At 71.5% G+C, this 25,770-nt stretch carries 19 protein-coding genes; 12 read left to right on the top strand and 7 right to left on the bottom strand.

Annotated features, from left to right (window positions below):
• Positions 1-241 precede the first annotated feature (241 nt).
• Complete coding sequence (locus tag OG534_RS14340) at positions 242-769, top strand: GNAT family N-acetyltransferase (RefSeq protein ID WP_326588476.1); 528 nt, start codon at positions 242-244, stop codon at positions 767-769.
• A gap of 836 nt (positions 770-1,605) precedes the next feature.
• On the opposite strand, the gene OG534_RS14335 is transcribed toward OG534_RS14340, so the two are convergent.
• Entirely contained in the window at positions 1,606-3,000 is a 1,395-nt protein-coding gene (locus tag OG534_RS14335) for an FtsW/RodA/SpoVE family cell cycle protein (protein ID WP_326588475.1), read from the bottom strand.
• An 880-nt stretch (positions 3,001-3,880) separates the two neighbouring features.
• Here OG534_RS14335 and groES point away from each other — a divergent pair.
• Positions 3,881-4,189 carry a co-chaperone GroES gene (groES, locus tag OG534_RS14330; RefSeq protein ID WP_030011064.1) on the top strand — a complete coding sequence of 103 codons (309 nt, stop codon included), beginning with the start codon at positions 3,881-3,883 and terminating at the stop codon, positions 4,187-4,189.
• 136 nt (positions 4,190-4,325) lie between these two features.
• The gene (groL, locus tag OG534_RS14325; RefSeq protein WP_326588474.1) at positions 4,326-5,954 is read left to right on the top strand and encodes a chaperonin GroEL; all 1,629 of its coding nucleotides are present in this window, start codon (positions 4,326-4,328) and stop codon (positions 5,952-5,954) included.
• A 67-nt stretch (positions 5,955-6,021) separates the two neighbouring features.
• Here the strand turns inward: groL and OG534_RS14320 are convergent, their stop codons facing one another.
• From OG534_RS14320 to OG534_RS14310, 3 genes are all read right to left on the bottom strand, one after another.
• Positions 6,022-6,711, bottom strand: coding sequence for an ester cyclase (locus OG534_RS14320; protein WP_326588473.1), 690 nt, complete (start codon positions 6,709-6,711; stop codon positions 6,022-6,024).
• Between the two features lie 72 nt (positions 6,712-6,783).
• Entirely contained in the window at positions 6,784-7,557 is a 774-nt protein-coding gene (locus OG534_RS14315) for an SDR family NAD(P)-dependent oxidoreductase (protein WP_326588472.1), read from the bottom strand.
• Positions 7,558-7,588: 31 nt separating this feature from the next.
• Complete coding sequence (locus OG534_RS14310; protein ID WP_326593607.1) at positions 7,589-8,275, bottom strand: MOSC domain-containing protein; 687 nt, start codon at positions 8,273-8,275, stop codon at positions 7,589-7,591.
• 88 nt (positions 8,276-8,363) lie between these two features.
• Here OG534_RS14310 and OG534_RS14305 point away from each other — a divergent pair, with 88 nt between their 5' ends.
• The gene (locus OG534_RS14305) at positions 8,364-9,263 is read left to right on the top strand and encodes a LysR family transcriptional regulator (protein WP_326588471.1); all 900 of its coding nucleotides are present in this window, start codon (positions 8,364-8,366) and stop codon (positions 9,261-9,263) included.
• 117 nt (positions 9,264-9,380) lie between these two features.
• On the opposite strand, the gene OG534_RS14300 is transcribed toward OG534_RS14305, so the two are convergent.
• Complete coding sequence (locus tag OG534_RS14300) at positions 9,381-9,707, bottom strand: WhiB family transcriptional regulator (protein WP_030027725.1); 327 nt, start codon at positions 9,705-9,707, stop codon at positions 9,381-9,383.
• A 389-nt stretch (positions 9,708-10,096) separates the two neighbouring features.
• Here OG534_RS14300 and OG534_RS14295 point away from each other — a divergent pair, with 389 nt between their 5' ends.
• From OG534_RS14295 to OG534_RS14280, 4 genes are all read left to right on the top strand, one after another.
• Positions 10,097-10,708 (top strand): response regulator transcription factor, encoded by a 612-nt coding sequence (locus OG534_RS14295; protein WP_003948568.1) that lies wholly within the window; start codon positions 10,097-10,099, stop codon positions 10,706-10,708.
• Between the two features lie 359 nt (positions 10,709-11,067).
• Positions 11,068-11,697, top strand: coding sequence for a sigma-70 family RNA polymerase sigma factor (locus tag OG534_RS14290; protein ID WP_030389108.1), 630 nt, complete (start codon positions 11,068-11,070; stop codon positions 11,695-11,697).
• Positions 11,698-11,871: 174 nt separating this feature from the next.
• Positions 11,872-13,371, top strand: coding sequence for an IMP dehydrogenase (gene guaB, locus OG534_RS14285; RefSeq protein WP_326588470.1), 1,500 nt, complete (start codon positions 11,872-11,874; stop codon positions 13,369-13,371).
• Between the two features lie 220 nt (positions 13,372-13,591).
• A complete protein-coding gene (locus tag OG534_RS14280) occupies positions 13,592-14,716 on the top strand; it encodes a GuaB3 family IMP dehydrogenase-related protein (protein ID WP_053176996.1) in 1,125 nt (374 codons plus the stop codon).
• 80 nt (positions 14,717-14,796) lie between these two features.
• Here OG534_RS14280 and OG534_RS14275 read toward each other — a convergent pair whose 3' ends face one another.
• Together OG534_RS14275 and OG534_RS14270 are read right to left on the bottom strand one after the other, a co-directional pair.
• Positions 14,797-14,958: a hypothetical protein gene (locus OG534_RS14275; RefSeq protein ID WP_326588469.1), complete on the bottom strand. Its 162-nt coding sequence runs from the start codon at positions 14,956-14,958 to the stop codon at positions 14,797-14,799.
• 56 nt (positions 14,959-15,014) lie between these two features.
• On the bottom strand, positions 15,015-16,244 hold the full coding sequence (locus OG534_RS14270; protein ID WP_326588468.1) for a nucleotide sugar dehydrogenase: 1,230 nt from the start codon (positions 16,242-16,244) through the stop codon (positions 15,015-15,017).
• A 231-nt stretch (positions 16,245-16,475) separates the two neighbouring features.
• On the opposite strand from OG534_RS14270, the gene OG534_RS14265 reads away from it, so the two are divergent.
• The 4 genes from OG534_RS14265 to OG534_RS14250 all read left to right on the top strand — a co-directional run bounded on the left by OG534_RS14265 (position 16,476) and on the right by OG534_RS14250 (position 25,723).
• Positions 16,476-18,182: a glycerol-3-phosphate dehydrogenase/oxidase gene (locus tag OG534_RS14265; RefSeq protein ID WP_326588467.1), complete on the top strand. Its 1,707-nt coding sequence runs from the start codon at positions 16,476-16,478 to the stop codon at positions 18,180-18,182.
• A gap of 161 nt (positions 18,183-18,343) precedes the next feature.
• Positions 18,344-20,962, top strand: a complete 2,619-nt coding sequence (locus tag OG534_RS14260; protein ID WP_326588466.1) for a serine/threonine-protein kinase — start codon at positions 18,344-18,346, stop codon at positions 20,960-20,962.
• A gap of 79 nt (positions 20,963-21,041) precedes the next feature.
• A complete protein-coding gene (locus tag OG534_RS14255; RefSeq protein ID WP_326588465.1) occupies positions 21,042-23,951 on the top strand; it encodes a protein kinase in 2,910 nt (969 codons plus the stop codon).
• Positions 23,952-24,076: 125 nt separating this feature from the next.
• Complete coding sequence (locus tag OG534_RS14250; RefSeq protein WP_326588464.1) at positions 24,077-25,723, top strand: protein kinase domain-containing protein; 1,647 nt, start codon at positions 24,077-24,079, stop codon at positions 25,721-25,723.
• The last annotated feature ends 47 nt before the right edge of the window (positions 25,724-25,770 follow it).

Genomic DNA, 25,770 nt, shown 5'->3' with positions numbered 1-25,770 from the left:
CCTGGTCCACGGCTCCTACCTGCGGTTTCCCGCTGACGTGCCCAGTGCCGGACGAAGCGTCGTACTCCAGTAGCGCCCGTCTGGCCCGTGCTCTGGGGTGGCTGTCAGCCGTAGCACGGTGCGGCGCCTGGTTGAGGCCCTTCCTGAGCCGGTAGTGCCTGCGCCGCGGGTGGTCGGAGTCGATGAGTACGCCACACGCAAGGGCCGGAACCATGGCACCGTCCTCGTCGAGAATGGCGCCGTGGTCCACCGAATCGAAGCGCCCAGTCCCGACGATGCTGCATCCGTGGGCCGTATGCAGCTCACGGCCTGGCTCCAGACCTACCCCAACGAAGAAGCCGGCGTTGATGAGACGTGGATCCGCGAGCAGCGAGGGTCCGCGGTCACCACCGAGGGCATTGCGCAGCGGCGAGAGTTCATTGACGAGGTCGCACGCCACCCTGAACGGCTCTTCTGCCGTGTCGTCCGATCCGGGGCTGAGATCACTGGTGTCCTCTGTGGCCGCCGAGACGAACCAGTGACCCTCGGACCGATGTACCTGCTGAACGAAGCCCAAGGCCAGGGCATCGGCGGTCAGCTGATGGGTGAGTTCTTCCTATGGGCGGACGGAGCTCCCGTGCACCTGTGGGTGACTGAGTACAACGGGAGAGCGATCCGGTTTTACGAGCGCCACAGGTTCCAGCTCACGGGTGAGCGTGAGTTGTGGCGAGGCAGGTTGCCCAACGTGCGTATGGCGCGCGATCTCGTGCCGCATCTTGGGACCGCATGAGACGCGGGCGATACGCAGGGTGATCGACCACAGAACTTGAGCCAGAACCGGAATTCGTGAACAGAATCAGTCTCGGCTGGTCAGGCGCGTCAGATCGCTACGTGCTCCCCCATGAGGGCGTCCGACGGCCGCTTGGGGGAGGGAAAGCGCCGGACAACGGCTATTCCGATGTGTACCCGGGTCTGGCGGCGTGGAGGGTCAAAGAGACCGATAGATTGCAACAATTGCCCCGATCTGGACGTCCGTTTGTGATGCCACCTCCGCCCTGACCGGGGTACACCTCGGCTGAGCCGAGCGTCCGCCCCCTCATCAGCCCCAGACGGCCGTCAGCCGCCCTCTTCGGGGAGCATGTAGCGATCTGTGGCGGCCTATGTCCGGCCACAGACGGCCTGCAGCCGCCATCGGCGAGAAGCGCGTAGCGATTTGGTGCGCTACCCCCGACTTGCCCGGGGGGCGCTGATCGGCCCGTCCCTGAATTTGCAATGGCCGGCCCGTTCCTTTGGGGGGTTCCCGTCGGTCTTCGGATTTCCGTGGCGGGTCGGTCGGTCAAGGGTGGCCGAAGGCCATCGCGCAGCGACGCGACGAAGGAGCGCCCTTGAGGGACCGGCCCGACACGGAGAGACGATGAGACTGACGGGAAACCCCCAAACCATCCCTGATGCTGGGTGAGGGGATCAGGCCTCCCAAAGCCCCTCCCGCACGACCCCGCCCCGCCCCTCCCGCACGACCCCGCCCCGCCCCTCCCGCACGACCCCGCCCCGCCCCTCCCGCACGACCCCGCCCCGCCCCTCCCGCCCCTCCCGCCCCGCCCCGCCCCGCCCCGCCCCGCCCGCCCCCTACACCCGTACCGCCGGCGTGATCGTGGTTTCTGCTGGGCCGTGGGTGTCCGCCTCGCGTTGGCGTTCCGCGCTGTCGCTGATGCGCAGGAGGAGGGCGATCATGATCCAGTTGGCCAGGAGGGACGAGCCGCCCTTGGCCAGGAAGGGCAGGGCCTTGCCCGTCAGGGGGATCAGGCCCGTGACGCCGCCCGCGACCACGAAGACCTGCAGGGCCAGCGCCGCGGCCAGGCCCACCGCGAGCAGTTTGCCGAAGGGGTCGCGGGCGCCGAGCGCCATCCGCAGCCCCCGCTGCACGAGGAGCGCGTACAGGATCAGGACCGCCATGACCCCGGCCAGGCCGAGCTCCTCGCCCACCGTCGTGAGGATGAAGTCGCTGCGGCCGGCGAACTTGATCAGCTCCGGGTGGCCCATGCCGAGGCCGGTGCCGGACATGCCGCCCGTGCCGAAGCTGAACAGGGCCTGCGCCGACTGGTCCGAGGTGACGCCCGGGGGCGGGGTCGGCCAGTAGACGGAGAGCGGGTCGAGCCAGGCCGCCACGCGCGCCTTGACGTGCGGCTCCGTCGAGCCGACCACGAAGGCGCCGGCCGCGGCCATGAGCAGGCCGCAGATGATCCAGCTGGTGCGCTCGGTGGCGACGTACAGCATCACCACGAACACGCCGAAGAAGATCAGCGAGGTGCCGAGGTCGCGTTCGAAGACCAGCACCAGCATCGAGACGATCCACACCGTGATGATGGGGCCGAGCTGGCGCATCGGGGGCAGCCGCATGCCGAGGAACTTCCGGCCCGTCAGCGCGAGCGAGTCGCGGTGGATGACCAGGTAGCCGGCGAAGAAGATCGCGATCATGATCTTCACGAACTCGCCGGGCTGTACCGAGAAGCCGAAGAGGATGATCCACCGCTTGGCGCCGTACGTGTCCGCGCCGAAGAACGCCGGCGCGATCAGCAGCACCAGGGCGACGGCCATCGTGATGTAGATGAACCGTTGCAGCAGCCGGTGGTCGCGCAGCAGGGCCACCACCGCGATGCAGGCGCCGACGCCGACCACCGTCCACATCAGCTGGCCCGGGGCGTTCGCGTCCGAGTTCCACCGCTCGATGTAGCCCTGGTCGAGGCGGTGGATCAGTACCAGCCCCAGCCCGGTCAGCAGCATGGCGAGCGGGAAGACCAGCGGATCCGCGTAGGCCGCGAAGCGGCGCACGCCCAAGTGCCCCACCAGCGAGAGCAGGGTCATGCTGATGGTGAAGCCGGCGAGGTTGGGCGGCAGTCGGTCGTTCATGGCGAGGCCCGCGGCGGCGTGGCCGAAGACGGCGATGACGATGACGAAGACCAGGAGCAGCGCCTCGGTCCGCCGGCGGGCGCCCGCCGACGTCAGGGGCTTCAGCCCACGCACGGGATGCCGCCACCGTCCTTGGGGGTGCACGGGGAAGGCGAAGAGGGTGGGGAGGGCTGCGGAGGTGACGCCTCACCTGACGGCTCACGTGACGGCTCACGTGAAGCCTGGTGTGTCGCCGGAGGTGCGGACGCGGCGCCCCGTGTGCCCGACGTGCCCGGTGCGTCCGGGGTAGCGGAGGCTTTGAGTCCGATCTGCTCGGCAATGAGGCGCTTTATCTTCATATCATCAACGACGTTGAGGTCCTCCCCATGGTTCCTTCCGGAGCTCGGCGAGGTCGGTCGCGCGGCGCCTCCGGCGGCCGAGGAGGTCGCGTGTGAGCCCGGTCAGTGCGACGGCCGGGAACGCGAAGACGGTCAGGCCCAGGCCCATGGGGGACTCGATGCGCGGGATCGTGAACGATCCGTCAGAGGCGGTGAAGGAACCTCGGCAGATCGCCTCCCGCTCCCCGTCCGAGGACTCCTCCCAGGTGCACCGCTCCCGCCTGGAAGGTGCCCTCCACCCCCGTCGGCAGGGTCACCGGCCTCGGCGCGGCGGCCGAGAACAACCCAGGTATCGAAGGCGAGGCCGACGGCGACGGGGGCGGCGTGGTGCCGCCGCACGCCGGAGTTCGTCCTGGTCAGGTCCGGGAGAGTGCTGATCGCGAACGTCCGTGCGCCCGGGTTTTCGGGGTTTCCGGCCCGGTCCGCGCAACGCCCGGGGGTCGGGAATTGGCACTCCGCTTGACCGAGTGCTAATCGCCGGAATAGTCTCGCACCTGGCACTCACCCCTGGTGAGTGCCAACACAGCGACAGGCAGATCCGGCACCCGCGACGACGGATCGACCTGGTCGCCACCTCAGACAGTTAACCCCGGATCTCCGAAGGGGGAGGTCGGATCGTGACGACCGCCAGCTCCAAGGTTGCCATCAAGCCGCTCGAGGACCGCATTGTGGTCCAGCCGCTCGACGCCGAGCAGACCACGGCCTCTGGCCTGGTCATCCCGGACACCGCGAAGGAGAAGCCCCAGGAGGGCGTCGTCCTCGCGGTCGGTCCGGGTCGCTTCGAAGACGGCCAGCGTCTCCCGCTGGACGTCACCGTCGGCGACATCGTGCTGTACTCCAAGTACGGCGGCACCGAAGTGAAGTACAGCGGCGAGGAGTACCTCGTCCTCTCGGCTCGCGACGTGCTCGCGATCGTCGAGAAGTAATTCGCTTCCAGATTTGATTTGAGCTGCGCCCCTGGTCACCCTGCTGATGCCGGGCGGCGAGGGGCGTAGTTCGTTCTAGGCGGTGGAGGTCGCGGTGAGCGGCCGAGGATCGCAACGAGAGGACTGAACCGCTCCCATGCCGAAGATCCTGAAGTTCGACGAGGACGCCCGTCGCGCCCTCGAGCGCGGCGTCAACAAGCTTGCCGACACGGTCAAGGTGACGATCGGCCCCAAGGGCCGCAACGTCGTCATCGACAAGAAGTTCGGCGCCCCCACCATCACCAACGACGGTGTCACCATCGCCCGCGAGGTCGAGCTGGACGACCCGTACGAGAACCTGGGCGCGCAGCTCGTGAAGGAGGTGGCGACCAAGACCAACGACATCGCGGGTGACGGCACCACCACCGCCACCGTGCTGGCCCAGGCGCTGGTCCGCGAGGGTCTGCGCAACGTCGCCGCGGGTGCTTCCCCGGCCGCCCTGAAGAAGGGCATCGACGCCGCGGTCAAGGCCGTCTCCGAGGAGCTCCTCGCGACTGCCCGTCCGATCGAGGACAAGTCCGACATCGCCGCCGTGGCCGCGCTCTCCGCGCAGGACCAGCAGGTCGGCGAGCTCATCGCCGAGGCGATGGACAAGGTCGGCAAGGACGGTGTCATCACCGTCGAGGAGTCCAACACCTTCGGCCTGGAGCTGGAGTTCACCGAGGGCATGGCCTTCGACAAGGGCTACCTCTCCCCGTACATGGTCTCCGACCAGGAGCGTATGGAGGCCGTCCTCGACGACCCGTACATCCTGATCAACCAGGGCAAGATCTCCTCCATCCAGGATCTCCTGCCCCTGCTGGAGAAGGTCATCCAGGCCGGCGGCTCCCGCCCGCTGCTGATCATCGCCGAGGACGTCGAGGGCGAGGCGCTCTCCACCCTCGTCGTCAACAAGATCCGCGGCACCTTCAACGCGGTCGCCGTCAAGGCCCCGGGCTTCGGTGACCGTCGCAAGGCGATGCTGCAGGACATGGCCACCCTCACCGGTGCCACCGTCATCGCCGAGGAGGTCGGCCTCAAGCTCGACCAGGCCGGTCTGGACGTACTGGGCTCCGCCCGCCGCGTCACCATCTCCAAGGACGACACGACCATCGTCGACGGTGGCGGCAGCCACGAGGAAGTCGTCGGTCGCGTCAACCAGATCAAGGCCGAGATCGAGTCCACCGACTCGGACTGGGACCGCGAGAAGCTGCAGGAGCGGCTGGCGAAGCTCGCCGGCGGCGTCTGCGTCATCAAGGTCGGCGCCGCCACCGAGGTGGAGCTCAAGGAGAAGAAGCACCGTCTCGAGGACGCCATCTCGGCGACCCGCGCCGCGGTCGAGGAGGGCATCGTCTCCGGCGGTGGCTCCGCGCTCGTCCACGCCGTCAAGGTCCTCGAGGGCAACCTCGGCCTGTCGGGCGACGAGGCCACCGGTGTCGCGGTCGTGCGCCGCGCCGCCGTCGAGCCGCTGCGCTGGATCGCGGAGAACGCCGGCCTCGAGGGCTACGTCATCACCGCGAAGGTGGCCGAGCTCGACAAGGGCCAGGGCTTCAACGCCGCCACCGGCGAGTACGGCGACCTGGTCAAGGCCGGCGTCATCGACCCGGTGAAGGTCACCCGTTCCGCGCTGGAGAACGCCGCTTCCATCGCCTCCCTGCTGCTCACGACCGAGACCCTGGTCGTCGAGAAGCCGGCGGACGACGAGGGCGACGCCGGTCACGGCCACGGTCACGGCCACAGCCACTGATCGCGCACCGCGCTTGGAAGGCCCCGTTCCGCATCTGCGGAACGGGGCCTTCCCGTGTGTGTGGGGGCTACATCGCGCCCAGTTGGCGCATCAGGCCCATGGCGTCCATGTGCCACCAGCCCTCCGCGATCATTCCGTCCTCGCAGCGGAACGTCGTGGTGCCGGTCATGGTGCACTTCTTGCCGGTCGGCGCGATGCCCTGGAACTCGCCCTTGTGGGTTCCGGTCCAGCTCCACACCGTGGTGACGTAGTCGCCCTCGGCCAGCTGCGCGTCCGTGGTGAAGCTGTAGTCGAAGGCCTTGCGCCAGGCCGTGACGTCGTCGCGCATGACGGCCCGTCCGGTGACGGGCCCGTCCTTCATCATGTCGTGGTCGATGTACCGGGGCGTGAACACCTCCTCGATGACGTCGAGGTTCCCCTTCATGAGGCACTCGTCGAACATCCGGTTCACCATGTGCTTGTTGATGCTCTCGTCGCGGACCACGTCGAGGTTGGTGAAGGTCGGCATCCCCTCGCACAGGGCCACCATCTCCTGGAACATCTTGTCCGTCTCCGGGAGGTGAGAGTTCCTCATGGCCTCTTCGTACGAGGGAAATTCGACCACGTCCACGTAGTGGTTCTCGTTCTCGCGGTCCTTGCCCACGATGCTGTGGGTGACGGTGCGCTTGCCCTGGCTCTGCGAGACGTACCGGTCGAGCAGCTGGTTGAGGTCGTCCTGCCGACTGGTCTTGTAATCGATTATCTGTACGAATGTCATGGCGTCTCCCGGGCTGGATGGGACACGTCCATTTTAGGTAGACTTCACCCATTTCGCGGGTTTACCGGTGGGTTACTGGGGTCCGTACTTGCGGCCCGTACGCGAGGACACCCCGCCCAGCAGCCCGCGCGGCGTCAGCTTCACCACGCCCATCAGCGCCTTGTACCGCGGGTCCGGGACCGACACCGTCTTGCCCCGCGCCAGGTCGGCCAGGGCCGTGGCCACCAGCTTGTCGGCGTCCAGCCACATCCAGCCGGGGATGTTGTCCGTGCCCATGCCGGCGCGCTCGTGGAACTCCGTCCGGACGAAGCCGGGGCACAGCGCCATCAGCCGCACGCCCGACCCCGAGAGGTCCCGCGCCGCGCCCTGGGTGAACTGCACGACCCAGGCCTTGCTCGCCCCGTACGTACCGCGGGGCACGAACGCGGCCACCGAGGCCACGTTGATCACACCGCCGCGGCCGCGCGAGCGCATCGACCCGGTCGCCGCCGAGGTCAGCCGCAGGACCGCCTCGATGTGCACCTTCAGCATGGTCAGCTCGTCGGCCATGGACACTTCGAGGTAGCGCCCCTTGTTGCCGAAGCCCGCGTTGTTGACCAGCAGGTCGACCGGGTGCGTACGGTCGTCGAGGCGCCGCTCGACCGACGCGATGCCCTCGTCGGTGGAGAGGTCGGCCGCCAGCACCTCGGCCTCGATGCCGTGCAGGTCGTGCAGTTCGGTGGCCTGCTCGCCGAGCCGCTTGGTGTCGCGCGCCACCAGCACGAGGTTGTGTCCCCGGGCGGCGAGCCGCCGGGCGAAGGCGGCGCCGATGCCCGCCGTGGATCCCGTAATCAACGCAGTCGTCATAGGCGCAACCTAGCTCGCCCGGATCACGGCGCTACTTCGCCCCGGCCCCTGCCCCGTACTTCTCCACGTACTGGCGCACCCGCTCGTGGGCCTCCGGCTCCATCGCCGCGCCCGCCGCCAGGGTGCGCGGGAGCAGCGCGCGCTCGGTGGTGAAGGCGCGGAACCAGAGCTCCACCGTCACGTCGTGGTCCGGGCGGTGGACGATCTCGACGGGGTCGCCGGGCGAGACCGAGCCCTCCTCGATCACCCGCAGGTACGCACCCGGCCGCGCCTCCTGCGTGAAGCGCCTGACCCAGCCGCTCTCGCCCAGGACCCCCTGGAAGGTCCGGCACGGGATGCGGGCGGAGGCCACTTCGAGGAGGAGGTCCGCGCCGACCCGCCAGCGGTCGCCGAGCCGCGCGGTGTTCAGGTCGATGCCGGAGGTGGTGAAGTTCTCGCCGAAGAGCCCGCCGGGCAGCTCGCGGCCCAGCTCGCGCTCCCACAGGTCGAGGTCCTCGCGGGCGTACGCGTAGACGGCCTGGTGGTCGCCGCCGTGGTGGCGCCGGTTGCAGACGGCGTCGCCCTCCAGGCCGCTGCCCAGGCCGGTGGCCTTGGAGCCGGGGGCGAAGACCCGGACCGGTCCGGGGACCGGCAGCTTGCCGTGGCCGGTCAGCCCGCTTTCCGCGTCGGTGTAGTCGGAGGCCGTGGCGCGGCCTACGTTCACGGAGATCAGATGCATGGAGCCCATGCGGACACGCTAGCCGAGCGAGCCCAAAGCGTCACATTGATATTCACGCGGCAGTCAAAGCAGGCCTTATGCTCGAAGGGTGATCGAGGCACGTCATCTCCGAGTTCTGCGCGCTGTCGCCGGGACCGGTTCCTTCTCCGCCGCCGCGCGCGAGCTCGGCTGTACCCAGCCCGCCGTCTCCCAGCAGATGAAGGCGCTGGAGCAGTCGGCCGGCACCCCGCTGCTCATCCGCACCGGCCGCGAGATGCGGCTGACGCAGGCGGGCGAGGCGCTGGTCCGGCATGCCGCGGGGATCCTGGCCGGGCTGACCGCGGCCGAGGAGGAGGTCGCGGCCATCGCGGGGCTGCGCGCGGGCCGGGTCCGGCTCGTGTCCTTCCCCAGCGGCAGCTCCACGCTGGTGCCGACCGCGCTCGCGGCGATGCGCGCCGAGCACCCCGGGACCCGGATCTCGCTGGTCGAGGCCGAGCCGCCGCGCTCGGTGGAGATGCTGCGCGAGGGCGACTGCGACCTGGCGCTGGCCTTCCGCTACGGCGGGGCGGCCGGCTCCGCCGCGGAGTGGGACGACCTCGTGGTGCGGCCGCTGCTGACCGACCGGCTCGTCGGGCTGGTCCCGGACGGGCACCGGCTGGCGGGGGCGGAGCGCGTGGGCATGGCGGAGCTGGCCGACGAGCCCTGGATCGCGGGCTGCCCGCGCTGCCGCCGTCATCTGGTGGAGGTGTGCGAGAGCGCGGGCTTCACCCCGCGCATCGACTTCGCCACCGACGACTATCCGGCGGTGGTCGGTCTGGTCGGCGCGGGGCTGGGCGTCGCGGTGCTGCCGGAGCTCGCGGTGGAGTCCGTACGGGCCAAGGGCGTCAGCACGGTGGCCGTGGAACCGGCCGTCGAGCGGGAGATCGTCGCGCTGACCCTGCCCGACCTGGCCCGGGTGCCGGCCGTGGCCGCGACGATGGCCGAGCTGGAGCGGGCCGCCGCGCGCTGACCGTACGCACACGGCAGCGTGCGTACGGCCGAACGCGTGAATTGCGGGCCGGGCGGCGACACGCCCGGGCGTGCAGCTGATTCGAAGAAACGTTCCTTCCGGCGTTTCGTCGGGCTCTCAGTGCGGCGCGATCGGTCCGATCGCACTCGACGCGGGGATCAGGCGGTGCCGGGCGCGGCCCATCAGTTCCTCGCGCTCGTCCTCGGTGAGGCCGCCCCACACCCCGTAGGGCTCGCGGACGGCGAGTGCGTGCGCGGCGCATTCCGAACGCACCGGGCATCTCATGCAGACCTCTTTAGCCGAGGCCTCGCGCGCGCTCCTGGCCGCGCCCCGCTCGCCTTCCGGGTGGAAGAAGAGGGAGCTGTCGACCCCGCGGCAGGCAGCGAGCAGCTGCCAGTCCCAGAGGTCGGCGTTAGGTCCGGGGAGGCGGGAGAAATCTGCCATGGGTAGTCCTCTTGGTGCCGGTACTGAGGCGGATACGGTCCATGTCTCCAAGGGTCTCCACACCTACTGTCGGAGTAGATGTAAATATGACTCATTGGGAATCTAGCCTCAGACACGTGCCAAACGGAAGGAAAGCCGCCAAATAGGGCATAGCTCCAGATGGAGGACGGCTGGCTTGTGGCGTCGCCGCCGTGATCGCTTCCTCACGTAGAGTGCCGAAGGTGTCCGTCCGACCCGTAACTCTTTCGAGTGACCATCGTTGAGAGTGCGAAGGCGGTTGAACCAATAAGTTCTCGGACAGGTGTCCGGGGACATCGACCGCACAGGTGACGATACGTACCAGCCTGGAGGCTCAAGGTGACGCGCATCAGCAGCTGCGGAGGGCGGTCATGACATCCGTCCTCGTCTGCGACGACTCCCCGCTTGCCCGAGAGGCGCTCCGTCGCGCGGTTGCCACCGTGCCCGGCGTCGAGCGTGTGACGACGGCTGCCAACGGCGAGGAAGTCCTCCGCCGCTGGGGTGCCGACCGCTCCGACCTGATTCTGATGGATGTACGGATGCCCGGGCTCGGCGGTGTGGAGACGGTCCGCCGGCTGCTCTCGGCCGACCCCGGTGCCCGCATCATCATGCTGACGGTCGCCGAGGACCTGGACGGCGTGGCCCTCGCGGTCGCCGCCGGCGCCCGGGGCTATCTGCACAAGGACGCCTCGCGCGCCGAACTGCGGGCCACGGTCACCCAGGCCCTCGCCGACCCGACCTGGCGACTGGCCCCGCGCCGGCTGCGCTCCGCCGAGATGGGCGCCGCGCCCACGCTCACGGCGCGCGAGATCCAGGTGCTGGAGGGCATGAGCCACGGCCGGTCCAACGCGGAGATCGGGCGCGAGCTCTTCCTCTCCGAGGACACGGTCAAGACGCACGCCCGCAGGCTGTTCAAGAAGCTCGGCGCCTCGGACCGGGCGCACGCCGTGGCCCTCGGCTTCCGCTGGGGTCTGGTCCGCTGACCTCCGGGGCGTGGCCGGGCCCCGCCCGGTCCGCCGCAGACCGCGGACCGTCGAGAGCGGTCCCGTCCGCCACCGGCGGACGGGGCGGCGCGCCGCCCTCGTGACCTTCTCGTCGTCGGGTCAGCCCTGTCCCGCCGTACCCGGTGCGCACCCGGGGGTTGGCGGGGCACAATCCGGGGGACGTCTCGCTTCGTGCGCGATGCCGCATCCTTGAGGGTGTGGAGTCTCTCGGGGACTATTCGGCCGAGCGGGAGGGGAGGGTGCAGATGATGAGTTCCGGCGCACCCGCTCATAACGCTTCGATGCACAACAAGGGCCACGGTGCCGCGGATGCTCCGGCGCCAAGGCACCATGGATTGATGCGCGACGACGAGGCCCTGGGGTCACCCGCGGCCACAGGCCCCACCGGCGCCGCCAAAGGCGGTAGTGCCGGGGGCGTCAGCGCGCTCGTACGCCGGGCGGTGGAGGGCGACGAGCAGGCCACGCACGACCTGCTCGCCTTCGTGCACCCCCTCGCGATCCGCTACTGCCGCACCCGGCTGTCGCGGCTCCCGGGTGACGCTCGTCACTTCGTGGAGGACCTGGCGCAGGAGGTCTGCGTCGCCGTCCTGATGGCGCTGCCGCGCTACCGGGACACCGGGCGCCCCTTCGAGGCCTTCGTCTTCGCCATCGCCGCGCACAAGGTCGCCGACCTGCAGCGGGCCGCCATGCGGCACCCGGGCAGCACGGCGGTCCCGTCCGACGAGATGCCGGAGCGGCCCGACGACTCGCTGGGCCCGGAGGAGCGCGCGCTGCTCAGCAGCGACGCCGCCTGGGCCAAGAAGCTGCTCGCCAATCTTCCGGAGAACCAGCGCGAGCTCCTCGTCCTGCGGGTGGCCGTCGGGCTGACCGCCGAGGAGACCGGGCAGATGCTCGGCATGTCCCCCGGAGCCGTGCGCGTCGCCCAGCACCGGGCGCTCAGCCGGCTGCGCGCGCTCGCCGAGCAGTAGGCCGGGCGGTAGGCCGAGCAGGAGACGGCCCACCGGGTTCGGCGGCAGCCGTGGGTCACGTCGAGTTCGTAGGAAACGACGAATCTTCTGCTTGACCTTGGTCGTGGAATGAGACGCGTCGGGATCCCGTTAGCATGGACATCCGCGCTGAGCAAGACCATTTGGGAAGGTGTCATGACCGCCGACGGAGTGCCCGACAAATTCGCCACGCTCGGACTGACCTACGACGACGTGCTGCTGCTGCCGGGCGCGTCGGACATGTCGCCTGACGCGATCGATACCTCTTCCCTGATCTCGCGGAACGTCCGCGTGAACGTCCCCCTGCTGTCCGCCGCCATGGACAAGGTCACCGAGGCCCGCATGGCCATCGCCATGGCCCGTCAGGGCGGCGTCGGCGTCCTGCACCGCAACCTCTCCATCGCCGACCAGGCCAACCAGGTCGACCTGGTCAAGCGCTCCGAGTCCGGCATGGTCACCGACCCGATCACGGTGCACCCGGACGCGACGCTGCGCGAGGCCGACCAGCTCTGCGCGAAGTTCCGCATCTCCGGCGTCCCGGTCACCGACGCCGCCGGCAAGCTCCTCGGCATCGTCACCAACCGCGACATGGCCTTCGAGTCGGACCGCAGCCGCCAGGTGCGCGAGGTCATGACCCCGATGCCGCTGGTCACGGGCAAGGTCGGCATCTCCGGCGTGGACGCCATGGAGCTGCTGCGCCGCCACAAGATCGAAAAGCTTCCGCTGGTCGACGACGCGGGCATCCTCAAGGGCCTCATCACGGTCAAGGACTTCGTCAAGGCCGAGCAGTACCCGAACGCCGCCAAGGACAAGGGCGGCCGGCTGCTCGTCGGCGCGGCCGTCGGCGTCGCCGGTGACGCGTACGAGCGTGCCCAGGCCCTGATCGAGGCGGGCGCCGACTTCATCGTCGTCGACACCGCCCACGGCCACTCCCGCCTGGTCGGCGACATGGTCGCCAAGATCAAGTCGAACTCCACCGTCGACGTCATCGGCGGCAACGTCGCCACCCGCGACGGCGCCCAGGCGCTGATCGACGCCGGCTGCGACGGCATCAAGGTCGGCGTCGGACCCGGCTCCATCTGCACCACCCGCGTCGTCGCCGGCATCGGCGTCCCGCAGGTCACCGCGATCTACGAGGCCTCGCTCGCCGCCAAGGCGGCCGGCGTCCCGGTCATCGGCGACGGCGGTCTCCAGTACTCCGGCGACATCGCGAAGGCCCTGGTCGCGGGCGCCGACACGGTGATGCTCGGCTCGCTGCTCGCGGGCTGCGAGGAGTCCCCGGGCGAGCTGCTCTTCATCAACGGCAAGCAGTTCAAGTCGTACCGCGGCATGGGCTCGCTCGGCGCGATGCAGTCCCGCGGCGACCAGCGCTCCTTCTCCAAGGACCGCTACTTCCAGGAGGGCGTGGGCGGCGACGACAAGCTCATCCCCGAGGGCATCGAGGGCCAGGTCCCGTACCGCGGCCCGCTCTCCGCGGTCGTGCACCAGCTCGTCGGCGGCCTGCGCCAGTCGATGTTCTACGTCGGCGGCCGCACGGTCCCCGAGCTGCAGGACCGCGGCCGCTTCGTCCGGATCACCTCGGCGGGCCTCAAGGAGAGCCACCCGCACGACATCCAGATGACGGTCGAAGCCCCGAACTACTCCCGCAAGGGGTAACAGGGGTCAGCGCAGGAGGCGGGTCCGGGTTTCCGGGCCCGCCTCTCGCCGTTGCCGGGGGCCCCGCCCCCGGACCCCCGCGCCTCAAACTCCCCCAGCTACCGCTGGGAGGTGCCCCCTGGCGGGGCTGGAATCGGCGTCCGTACAGCGGTCATCGGAACGCGGCTCTCCGGCGTTCGGGGATACTGGACGGGCAGACCCAGAGGAAAGGCCACCACACGTGACTGAGATCGAGATCGGGCGCGGCAAGCGCGGCCGCAGGGCGTACGCGTTCGACGACATCGCCATCGTCCCGAGCCGGCGTACCCGGGACCCGAAGGAGGTCTCGATCGCCTGGCAGATCGACGCGTACCGCTTCGAGCTCCCCTTCCTGGCCGCCCCCATGGACTCGGTCGTCTCCCCGCAGACCGCGATCCGCATCGGCGAGCTCGGCGGCCTCGGCGTGCTGAACCTCGAAGGCCTGTGGACCCGGTACGAGGACCCGCAGCCGCTGCTCGACGAGATCACGGAGCTGGACGAGGAAGCGGCCACCCGCCGCCTCCAGGAGATCTACTCCGCGCCGATCCAGGCGGACCTGATCCGGCAGCGCATCAAGGAGGTGCGCGACTCCGGTGTCGTCACCGCCGCAGCGCTCTCCCCGCAGCGCACCGCCGAGTTCTCCAAGGCCGTCGTCGACGCGGGCGTGGACATCTTCGTGATCCGCGGCACCACCGTGTCGGCCGAGCACGTCTCGGGCGCGGCCGAGCCGCTGAACCTCAAGCAGTTCATCTACGAGCTCGACGTCCCGGTCATCGTGGGCGGCTGCGCCACCTACACGGCGGCCCTGCACCTGATGCGCACCGGCGCCGCGGGCGTCCTGGTCGGCTTCGGCGGCGGCGCCGCGCACACCACGCGCAACGTGCTCGGCATCCAGGTCCCGATGGCGACCGCCGTCGCGGACGTGGCCGCGGCCCGCCGCGACTACATGGACGAGTCCGGCGGCCGCTACGTGCACGTCATCGCCGACGGAGGCGTGGGCTGGTCGGGCGACATCCCGAAGGCCGTCGCCTGCGGCGCCGACGCCGTGATGATGGGCTCCCCGCTGGCCCGCGCCACCGACGCGCCCGGCCGGGGCAACCACTGGGGCATGGAGGCCGTCCACGAGGACGTGCCGCGCGGCAAGAAGGTCGACCTCGGCACGGTCGGCACCACCGAGGAGATCCTCACCGGCCCGTCGCACACCCCGGACGGCTCGATGAACATCTTCGGCGCGCTGCGCCGCTCGATGGCCACCACCGGCTACAGCGAGCTCAAGGAGTTCCAGCGGGTCGAGGTCACGATCGCGGACTCGCAGCACAGCCGCTGACCGGCTGCACGCACGCACGAACGCCGGAGGGCCGGCACCCCGAGCGGGGTGCCGGCCCTCCGGCGTGTGCGGGGCGCCCGTCAGGCGGCGGCCTTGCGGGCCGTCTGGAAGGCGGCGTACGCGCCGATCGCGAAGAAGCGGACCGAGATCGGGTCGAAGTTGTCCAGGCAGGACTGGTGGACCTCGGAATCCCCCAGGGATACGCACGCACAAAGGCCCAGGGGGACGTATGTGCGAGACAAGTGACGCCGAAGGCCAGTAGCCGTGTCGGACATCCACCGGGGGATTTTCCCGGCCCTCAGAGCCGGTGGGCCGCGCCCGCCGGGCTGGCGCCGCGGGTGTCCAGGAGGAGCTGCGCCTTCACGGCGAGGCCCTGCAGGTCGTAGGTGCGGTGGTGCTGGAGCAGGATCGTCAGGTCGGCGTTCGCGGCGGCCTCGTACAGCGATTCGGCGCGGGGTACCGGCTGGTCCCTGACGCGCCAGCCCGTGATGTACGGGTCGTGGTAGCTGATCAGTGCCCCCAGGTCGAGGAGGCGGCTGGCGATCTCGCGGGCCGGGGAGCCCTCCTGGTCGGCGAGGTCGGGCTTGTAGGTCACCCCGAGGAGCAGGACCCGGGCGCCGCGGGCGGACTTGCCGTGCTCGTTCAGCAGGGTGGCGGAACGCTGGATGACGTATTGCGGCATCCGGTTGTTGATCTCCTGCGCCAGGCCGACCATGCGCAGGGGGTGGCCGGGGGTGCGGGTGGTGTGGGGGAGGTAGTTCGGGTCGAGGGGCACGCCGTGGCCGCCGACGCCGGGGCCGGGACGGAAGGCCTGGAAGCCGTACGGCTTGGTCTCGGCGCAGCGGATGACGTCCCACAGGTCGACGCCGAGGTCGTGGCAGAGCACGGCCATCTCGTTCATCAGCGCGATGTTGACGTGGCGGTAGTTCGTTTCGAGGAGCTGCACGGTCTCGGCCTCGCGCAGGCCGCGGGCGCGGACCACCTTCTCGGTGAGGCGGGCGTAGAAGGCGTGCGCGGACTCCGTGCAGGCGGGGGTGAGGCCGCCGATCACCTTGGGGGTGTTGGAGATGCCGTGCGTCCGGTTGCCCGGGTCGTGGCGGCTGGGGGAGTAGGCCAGATGGAAGTCCCGTCCCGCCCGCAGTCCGGAGCCCGTTTCGAGGATCGGGCGGAGGTAGTCCTCGGTGACGCCCGGGTGGACGGCCGATTCGAGGATCACCGTCGTGTGGGGGCGCAGCCGGGCGGCGAGCGCCCGGCCGGCCTCGCCGACAGCGGAGAGGTCCAGTGCGCGGTCGGCGCCGAGCTGGGTGGGGGCGCAGATGACGGCCGTGCGGACCCGGCCGAGCTCGGCGGGGTTGGTGGTGACCCGGAAGCCGGCCGCCGACATGCGGCGGATCTCGGCGGCGGTGAGGGTGGAGTCCGTGACCGGACCGCTGTCGTAGCCGACCGTCTCGATCCCGGCGGCCACGGCCGCCTGGGCGAGAGGGAGGCCGAGATGGCCGAGTCCGATGACGGCGAGATCTGCGGGCATGGGGGTGCCGTCCCTTCCCTGACATGAGGGGGCTGCCGCGCAAGTCCTCCGGGGGGACAGGGGAGCTGGCGCAATGTCAGACTAGGCGTATATATGACAGAGATGTCGCATTCCGGGGTGATCGCCACCGTTGTGTTGTCCACAGGCGGTGGCTGATGTGGGTGCGGACGGTCAGAATCGTGGAACGGGGGCATGTGAGCGGGATCTCACCCGCACCAACGGGAGGCAGCCGTGAGGACAGCGACACTGGGGCCGGTGCAGCGGGCCGAGGCCCTCGCCCGGATGGCCGAGCGGGAACTGGACGTGCTGGTGGTGGGCGCGGGCGTGGTGGGCGCCGGTACCGCGCTCGACGCGGCGACCCGGGGCCTGTCGACCGGCCTGGTGGAGGCGCGGGACTGGGCTTCGGGCACCTCCAGCCGGTCGAGCAAGCTGATCCACGGCGGCCTGCGGTACCTGGAGATGCTCGACTTCGCCCTCGTGCGCGAGGCGCTGAAGGAGCGCGGCCTGCTGCTGGAGCGCCTCGCCCCGCACCTGGTGAAGCCGGTGCCGTTCCTGTACCCCTTGCAGCGCAAGGGCTGGGAACGGCTGTACGCCGGCTCGGGCGTCGCGCTGTACGACGCGATGTCGGTCTCCAGCGGACACGGGCGCGGCCTGCCGGTGCACCGGCACCTGTCGCGCAAGCGCGCGCTGCGGGTGGCACCGGCGCTGCGCAAGGACGCACTGGTGGGGGCCCTGCAGTACTACGACGCCCAGATGGACGACGCGCGGTACGTCACCACGCTGGTGCGGACGGCCGCGGCGTACGGGGCGCACTGCGCCAACCGGGCGAGGGTGGTCGGCTTCCTGCGCGAGGGGGAACGGGTGGTCGGCGCGCGCGTGCGGGACGTGGAGGGCGGCGGCGAGTACGACCTGCGCGCGAAGCAGGTGGTCAACGCGACGGGGGTGTGGACGGACGACACCCAGGCGCTGATCGGGGAGCGCGGGCAGTTCCACGTCCGGGCCTCGAAGGGCATCCACCTGGTCGTGCCGAAGGACCGGATCCATTCGAGCACCGGGCTGATCCTGCGGACCGAGAAGTCGGTGCTGTTCGTCATCCCGTGGGGCCGGCACTGGATCGTGGGGACCACGGACACCGACTGGGACCTCGACAAGGCGCACCCGGCGGCGTCGAGCGCGGACATCGACTACCTGCTGGAGCACGTGAACTCGGTGCTGGCGGTGCCGCTGACGCGCGACGACGTCCAGGGCGTGTACGCGGGCCTGCGGCCGCTGCTGGCCGGGGAGTCGGACGCGACGAGCAAGCTGTCGCGCGAGCACACGGTGGCGCACCCGGTTCCGGGGCTGGTGGTCGTCGCGGGCGGCAAGTACACGACGTACCGGGTGATGGCGAAGGACGCGGTCGACGAGGCGGTGCACGGCCTCGACCAGCGGGTGGCGGAGTGCGTGACGGAGGACGTGCCGCTGGTGGGGGCGGAGGGGTACCGGGCGCTGTGGAACGGGCGGGCGAGGATGGCGGCCCGGACCGGGCTCCATGTGGTGCGGGTGGAGCACCTGTTGAACCGGTTCGGCTCGCTGACGGAGGAACTGCTGGACCTGATCGCCGCCGATCCGGGGCTGCGGGAGCCGGTGTCCGGGGCGGACGACTACCTGCGGGCGGAGATCGTCTACGCGGCCTCGCACGAGGGGGCGCGGCACCTGGACGACGTGCTGACGCGGCGGACGCGGATCTCGATCGAGACCTTCGACCGGGGGACGCGGTGCGCACGGGAATGCGCGGACCTGATGGCTCCGGTGCTGGGGTGGGACAAGCAGCAGATCGAGAAGGAAGTGGAGCACTACGAGAAGCGGGTCCAGGCGGAGCGGGAATCGCAGCGTCAGCCGGACGACCAGACGGCGGACGCGGCGCGGCTGGGGGCGCCCGACATCGTTCCGTTGTAACTCCGGGATGCGGAAGGGGGAACCGCGGACCCGGGGCGCCCGTCCGTTGCGGAGTGAGGAACAATGAGGGTTCCGCCGGGGCGGGTTACAGCCGGCCCCGGCCGCCGGGTCGCTCAGCCGCTGGGGCAGGCGGAGCAGCGGCACGATCGCAGAGGGGACGCATGTCGAAGCCGGAGCACACCGAGTCACCTGCCGGGGCGCCTGCGGCGAAGCCTGACGATGCGACTGCGCCTGCGGCGAAGCCCGGGGTGGCGAAGCCGCGGTCGGGCAAGGCTGCGCCTGTGGCGAAGGCTGACGTGGCGGAGTCTGAGGCCGGGTCCGCTGCCGCGGGGGAGCCGGAGGGTGCGACTGCGCCTGCGGCGAAGCCGGGGGTGGTGAAGCCGCGGTTGGGCAAGGCTGCGCCTGTGGCGAAGGCTGACGTGGCGGAGTCTGAGGCCGCGGCGGAGCCTGACGATGCGAGTGCGCCTGCGGCGAAGCCGGGGGTGGTGAAGCCGCGGTTGGGCAAGGCTGCGCCTGTGGCGAAGGCTGACGACGCGAAGGCCGCGGCTGCGAAGCCCGGGTCCGGCAAGGGCGCGCCTGCGGCGGAGTCCGGGGATGCGAAGTCCGTGCCCCCGGCTGCGACTGAGGCGGAGCCCGAGGATGCGAAGCCCGGAGTGGGTAAGGCAGTACCTGCGGTGAAGGCTGACGACGCGAAGGCCGCGGCGGAGCCCGAGGACGCCAAGCCCGCGGCGGCGAAGCCGAAGAGCGCGCCCGCGAAGGCGGGTGAGGCCGTCGTCAATCCCGTGGTTGAGAAGGCGGATGCCATGGCGGCCGCCGTCAAGGCCGCCGCCGCGAAGGCGGCCGGGGATGGGCAGGACGAGGGACGGCTGCTGGCCGGGCGCTACCGGCTGGGGGCCGTGCTCGGCAAGGGCGGTATGGGTACCGTCTGGCGGGCACAGGACGAGACCCTGGGCCGGACGGTCGCCGTCAAGGAGCTCCGCTTCAACACCGGGGTCGACGAGGACGAGAAGCGACGCCTCATCACCCGTACCCTCCGCGAGGCCAAGGCCATCGCCCGGATCCGCAGCGGCGGCGCCGTCACCGTCTACGACGTCGTCGACGAGGACGCCCGGCCGTGGATCGTCATGGAGCTCATCGAAGGCCCCTCGCTTGCCGAGTTCATACGGGAGAACGGCCCCCTCACCCCGCACCGCGCGGCCGAGGTCGGACTCGCGGTCCTCGACGTCCTGCGCGCCGCGCACGGCCAGGGCATCCTGCACCGCGACGTGAAGCCCTCCAACGTGCTCATCGCCGGCAACGGCCGTGTCGTCCTCACCGACTTCGGCATCGCGCAGGTCGAGGGCGACCCCTCCGTCACCTCCACCGGCATGCTCGTCGGCGCCCCCTCCTACATCTCCCCCGAGCGGGCCCGCGGCCAGAAGCCCGGCCCGCCCGCCGACATGTGGTCGCTCGGCGGCCTGCTGTACGCCTCCGTCGAGGGAGTCCCCCCGTACGACAAGGGGTCCGCGCTCGCCACCCTCACCGCGGTGATGACCGAGCCGGTGGAGCCGCCGAAGAACGCCGGTCCGCTGGCCGAGGTCATCTACGGCCTCCTCGTCAAGGACCCGGCGCACCGCCTCGACGACGCCCGCGCCCGGGCGATGCTCAATGCCGTCCTCGCGGCGCCCGAACCCCAGAAGGCCCCCGTGGCGGCCCCGGCCGCCGAGGAGACCCGGCAGATATCGCTGGCGGACGCCAAGGAGGCCGCGGAGAAGGCGGCCGTGGAGAAGGCGGCCGAGAAGGCAGCCGAGAAGGCGGCCAAGAAGGAACGCGAGCGCCGCGAACGCGAGCAGCGCGACCGCGCCCGCGCCGCGCTGAAGGCGACCCGCAAGGCGGCGACGGCCGCGGCGGCCGCCACGGCCGTCTCGGCGGCGGAGCCGCCGAAGGCCAAGCCGGCCACCGTCGCGGCCCCGCTCACGGACGTCATGCAGCGGCGCACCATCGCGCTGGCGATCGCCGGCGTGGTCGTGGTGCTGGCGGTGGTCGGCTCGCTCATCGCCTACTCCGTCAGTGGCGACAACGACAAGGGTGCCAAGGACGAGGGCAAGGGCGGCCAGACGCCGAGCGCAACGGCCGGACAGACCTCGGGCGGGACCGCGCAGAGCCCCGCGCAGCCCACGCCGAACACCGGCGACACGGGCGGGAGCGGCAGCGGTGGCACCGGCAATGGCAACGCCACCGCCGGCGCCGCGGCCGGTACGGGCGGTCAGCCGGACCAGGGCCAGCAGAGCCCGGGTGTCGGCCAGGGACAGGGCGCCACGTCCGGGGGGGCCGGTGGCGCCCTCCCCGCGGGCTTCGCCCTGGTGCAGGACTTCGGTTTCCACTTCTCGATCGCCATGCCCGAGGGCTTCAAGCAGACCGGCATAGCGGGTGAGAACTCCGGCGTCATATACAGCCGTGACGGCGGTTTCCCGCGGATCCAGGTCGACTACACCGCCAAGCCCGGCAACGACGCCCGCGCCGCCTGGCTGGCATCGGTCGCGGGGACGTCGGCGAGCAGCAAGAACTACCGGCACATCCGGATCGACACGGTGGACTACAGGGGCTACCCGACCGTCGCGGACTGGGAGTTCGAGCGGGAGCAGAAGGGGATCAAGGTCCGGGTGCTCAACCGCGGTTTCAAGCTGGACGCGACGCACGGCTACGCCATCATGATCAGCTGCCCCGCCGACCAGTGGGACGGCGCGGAGTGCACGCAGATGCGCGACGTCGCCTTCCAGACCTTCCAGCCTCTCGGCTGACCTCGGGACGCGGGCGGCCCCGGCGACGTATCGTGTCAGCGGGGCCGTTGGGGGGCCCGCCGCACTCGGGGGAGGCGATGTGGAGGAGTACGCGGGCCGGATCCTGGCCAACCGCTACCGCCTGCCGCTGCCGCCGTCCGACGCGTACGAGCTGGTCGAGACCCGGGCCTTCGACACGCGCAGCGGTCAGGAAGTCTTGGTGCGGCAGGTGCCGTTGCCGGAGGTCGTGGACGCGGAGCTGATGGACGGGCCGCGGGCCGCCCCGGCGGCGGCGCGCCGCTCGCCCGCCGACCTGCCGGCCGTGCGGCGCGCGATCGAGGCGGCCCAGGCGGCGGCCTCGATTCCGGACCATCCCCGGCTCGACCAGGTCTTCGACGTGTTCGCCGAGGGCGAGTCGCTGTGGATAGTGAGCGAACTCGTCCCGGCCAGGCCGCTGGCCGCACTGATCGCCGACGAACCGCTGAGCCCCTACCGGGCGGCTGAGGTGGCGTCGGACGTGCTGACCGCGCTGCGGGTGCTGCACGCGCACGGCTGGACGCACCGGAACATCACCGTCCGGACGGTCCTGGTGTGCGAGGACGGGCGGGTCGTGCTGACCGGCCTGGCGGCGGGCGCGGCGGAGGAGGCCCTGTGCGGGTACGACCCCGTACCGAGCGCCGCGGACTTCGGCGCCGAGGCGGGGTGGGGCTCGACCCCGGCCGCGCCCCTGACTCCGACCCCGGCCCCGTCCGGCGGTGTTTCGTCCGGCGGTGTTCTCGACACCGGGTCAAGGAGCCAAGAGCTGGTCGCCGGGTACGAGTTCGGCCGTGGGCCGGAATCCGGTGACCCGGGCCCGGGGCCCGGCTCCGGGACGGCGCCCTCCCCGCCGGCGGTCGAGTACGCGCCGCTCGTGGCTCCCGGGTACGACACAGGGCCGCGGTACACCGATCACATCACCCCCGGACGTCCCGAGGACCGGCCCGAGGACAGGCCCGAGCTCCAGGCCGCCGCGCGGGCCGGGGCCATCGCCGCCTACCGGGCCGGGGCGCGGGCGGCCGCCGCCCGGGTCACCGAGCAGCGCAAGGCGGAGGCCGGGGCCGGGGCCGGTCCTGTGCCGGAGCGCAGGCCCGAGGGATCGACCCTCCCGCAGGGGTACTCGTACCCGTACGGCGGCCCGGAGACCGGCACCGCCGCCCCCTGGCACGGTGCGACCCCGCGCCGCCCGGCCCTTCCCGCCGCCCCTGCCCCGCAGGAGTCCGCCCCGCAGGAGTCCGTCGGGCAGCCGTCGGCGGAGCCGCAGCCGGACGGGCAGTCGGCCCCCTGGCAGCAGGGCGAATCGCAGCCGCAGGCAGAACCGCAGCCGGACGGGCAGCGGGCCCCCTGGCAGCAGGGCGAGCCGGCGGCGCGGGCCGTGTTGCCCGCCCAGCTGGCTCTGCCCCAGGGCTACCGTCAGGCCGAGGCCCCGGACCCCGCGGTCGCGCCCGCGGCGCTGCCCGGGCCCGGCCAGGGCCTCGGCCCAGGACCCGCGGGCCCGCAGCCCGGCCAGGGCCTCGGCCCAGGACCCGCGGGCCCGCAGCCCGGCCAGGGCCTCGGCCCAGGACCCGCGGGCCCGCAGCCCGGCCAGGGCCTCGGCCCAGGGCCCGTACCGGTGCAGCCCGACCGTTCGCACCCGGCACCACCGCAGCCGCCCCGCCTCGGCCCAGGGCCCGCGGGCTCGCAGCCCGGCCACGGCCCCGTACCGGTGCAGCCCGACCGTTCGCACCCGGCTCCGCCGCAGCCGAACGGTACCCGCGGGGCCTCCGCCGCAGGCGGGTGGACCGGCCCGCGGACCGGGCTGGACGCCGAGCGGGCCCGCCAGACGCGGATGGCCGTCGTCGGGGCCGTCACCGAGCGCTGGGCTCCCGAGCAGGCCGGCCCCGTGCACGGGCACTGGCAGCTCGCGCCGCCCGTCGGCCCCTCCACCGACCTCTGGGCGCTCGGCGCCCTGCTCTACCGGGCCGTGCAGGGGCACGCCCCGTACCCCGAGGACAGCGTCGCCGAGCTCGTCGAGATGGTCTGCGCAGAGCCGCCCGCCTTCGCGGAGGAGTGCGGCGCGCTGCGCCCGATCGTGGAGTCGCTGCTGCGCCAGGACCCCACGGAACGCCCCGACTTCGAGGAGCTCCGCGGCTGGCTGCGCTCGCTCGTACGGTCCGCGCCCGAGCCGGACGCCGGGTTCGGCATGCTCCCGATGGCGGAGGCGGACCCCGCGCGGCTGCCCGTCGTACGCCGCCGGGGCGAGATCCACGGCCGGCACCGCAATCCCTCGGCCCCCCGCAAGCCGCGCGCCCTCGGCCGGACCCTGCTCATCGGCATCCTGACCCTCCTCGCCGGGGCCGTCGCGTACGCGATGCTGTTCATGCCCCGGGCCGCCACGTCCGAGGAGCCGGGCGACGGCCGGGGGAGCACCGCGCAGGCACCGGCGAAGCCGAGCCCCTCCCAGGTCCCCACCGGCACGCCGGAGTCCAAGCCGGCGCCCCAGACGACCGCGCCCGCCGGGTCACAGGCCGCGCCCGCCCCCGCGCCGCCCGGCTACACCACCCAGCAGGACCCGGAGCACTTCGAGATCGTCGTGCCCGACGGCTGGGAGCGCCGCGGGATCAACGAGGCAGGTCAGGTGCGGTACACCGACGGGCAGTTCGTCCTGACCGTCGTCCCGGGCCGGGACAAGGTCGAGGGCAATCCGGACCCGGCGGGGTACCAGAAGGACAAGGAGCCGGAGCTGACCCCGTACCGCACGTCCACCTGGTCGACCGTCGGTGACGTCAAGACCACCAAGGTCGGCCAGCAGCTCCGTGCGACGGGCCGGTACACGTGGATCGACGGGACCGGTCGCAACGTCTACGCCCGCAACTTCGTCGTCGCGCTGGGGGGCAGCTACCACGTCGTCATGGTCACGGGCCCGGAGGACGAACAGTCCAAGGTCACGGAGGTCTTCGAGAAGGCCACGACGAGTTACAAATCGGGCGGCTGACCGCATCCTGACGACTGATCAGTACGGCGATTGCGTCACAGTGCCGTCTTTCGGCGGCCGCGCGGTTACGGCAGCCCCCGTGGGCTCCGTAATCTGGCCTGAAGTGCAGAGAGCGGCGGGGTTTCGTGGAACAGCAGACAGGTGGGGGCGCCGTGTTGGCGGGCCGGTACCGGCTCGTCGAGCCGATCGGCCGGGGCGGCATGGGCAAGGTGTGGCGCGCGCATGACGAGCTGCTCCACAGGACCGTCGCCGTCAAGGAACTGACGGCCGGTCTGTACGTCGCCCAGGCCGACCGGGACGTCATGCACGCCCGGACGCAGAAGGAGGCCCGGGCCGCGGCCCGGATCCAGCATCCGGCGGTCGTCACCGTCCACGACGTGCTGGAACACGACGACCGGCCGTGGATCGTCATGGAGTACATCGACGGGCCCTCCCTCGCGGAGGCGGCCAAGGCGGCCGGGCGGATCGAGCCGCGCGAGGCGGCCCGGATCGGCCTGCACGTGCTGGGCGCGCTGCGCGCCGCGCACGCGGTCGGCGTCCTGCACCGGGACGTGAAGCCGGGCAACGTGCTGCTCGCCAAGGACGGCCGGGTGCTGCTCACGGACTTCGGGATCGCTGCGATCGAGGGCGACTCGTCGATCACGCGGACCGGCGAGATCGTCGGCTCGATCGACTACCTGGCTCCGGAGCGGGTCACCGGCGGGTCGCCCGACCCGGCCTCCGACCTGTGGTCGCTCGGCGCCACCCTCTACACGGCGGTGGAGGCCCGCTCGCCGTTCCGCCGTACGTCGCCGATCTCCAGCCTGCAGGCCGTGGTGAACGACGAGCCGCCGGCGCTGCGCCAGGCCGGGGCCCTGGGGCCGGTGATCACAGCCCTGCTGCGCAAGGACCCCGCGGAGCGGCCCTCGGCCACGGAGGTCGAGCAGCTGCTGCTGGAGGCGATGGAGGGCCGGGAACCGAAGGCGGCGCAGGCGTACGTGCCCACGCGCGCGGTGACGTCGGAGGAGCTCGCCCCGGCGCAGGAGCAGCCAGACGATGCGGCCGCGCCGGCGGAGGTCGCACAGACGGCCCCGCTGCCGGAACCTCCGCAACCCGCGGCCACCGCGACCGCTCCGGTCACCCCGGCCGACCCGGCCCGGGGCTGGCTCAAGCGCGCCGCGGCCGTCGCCCTCGTGGCGGCGCTGCTCGGCGGCGGCGGCGTCTTCGGCGTGCTCAAGTACACCGGGGACGGGGACGGGGACACGGAGAAGGGCGGCGGCTCGGACAAGAACGCGAGCGCCCCCGACCAGCAGGATCCGGACCAGGCGGCCCCGCCGGCCGGCTGGACCAGGGTCACCGACCCCATCGGCGGTTTCACCCTGTTCGTCCCGGAGGGCTGGAGACGCAAGGCGAACGGCGACCAGATCGACTACACCCCGGACGACGGGAAGCACTTCATCCGGATCGCCGCCGATCCCAGCCCGGACTACAAGGACCCGTACGCGCACCTGCTGGACCTGGAGCAGCAGGTGCAGAAGCGGACGGACTACAAGAAGCACCAGCTGAACCAGAACACCTTCCAGGGCAGCACCAGGGCCGCCCTCTGGGACTTCAGCTGGACGGAGAAGGTGAGCCACCCCGGTCCGCGCAGGGCCAGGGAGCAGATGTACATCGCCCCGGACGAGACCGAGTACGCGATCTACATGTCGAGCCCGGTCGCCGATTGGGACACCACCCAACAGCAGTTCGACATCGTGCTCAGCGGCTGGGAGCCGCCCGCCAAGAAGCCCTGATCCCGGCATCCTGCCAGCGATCACTGGCGGAAATGGCAAAATCCGGT

This window comes from Streptomyces sp. NBC_01294, assembly GCF_035917235.1.
Classification (GTDB): Bacteria; Actinomycetota; Actinomycetes; order Streptomycetales; family Streptomycetaceae; genus Streptomyces; species Streptomyces caledonius.
Note: the sequence above shows the minus strand (reverse complement) of the source record. Positions and strands in the feature narration are given on the sequence as shown.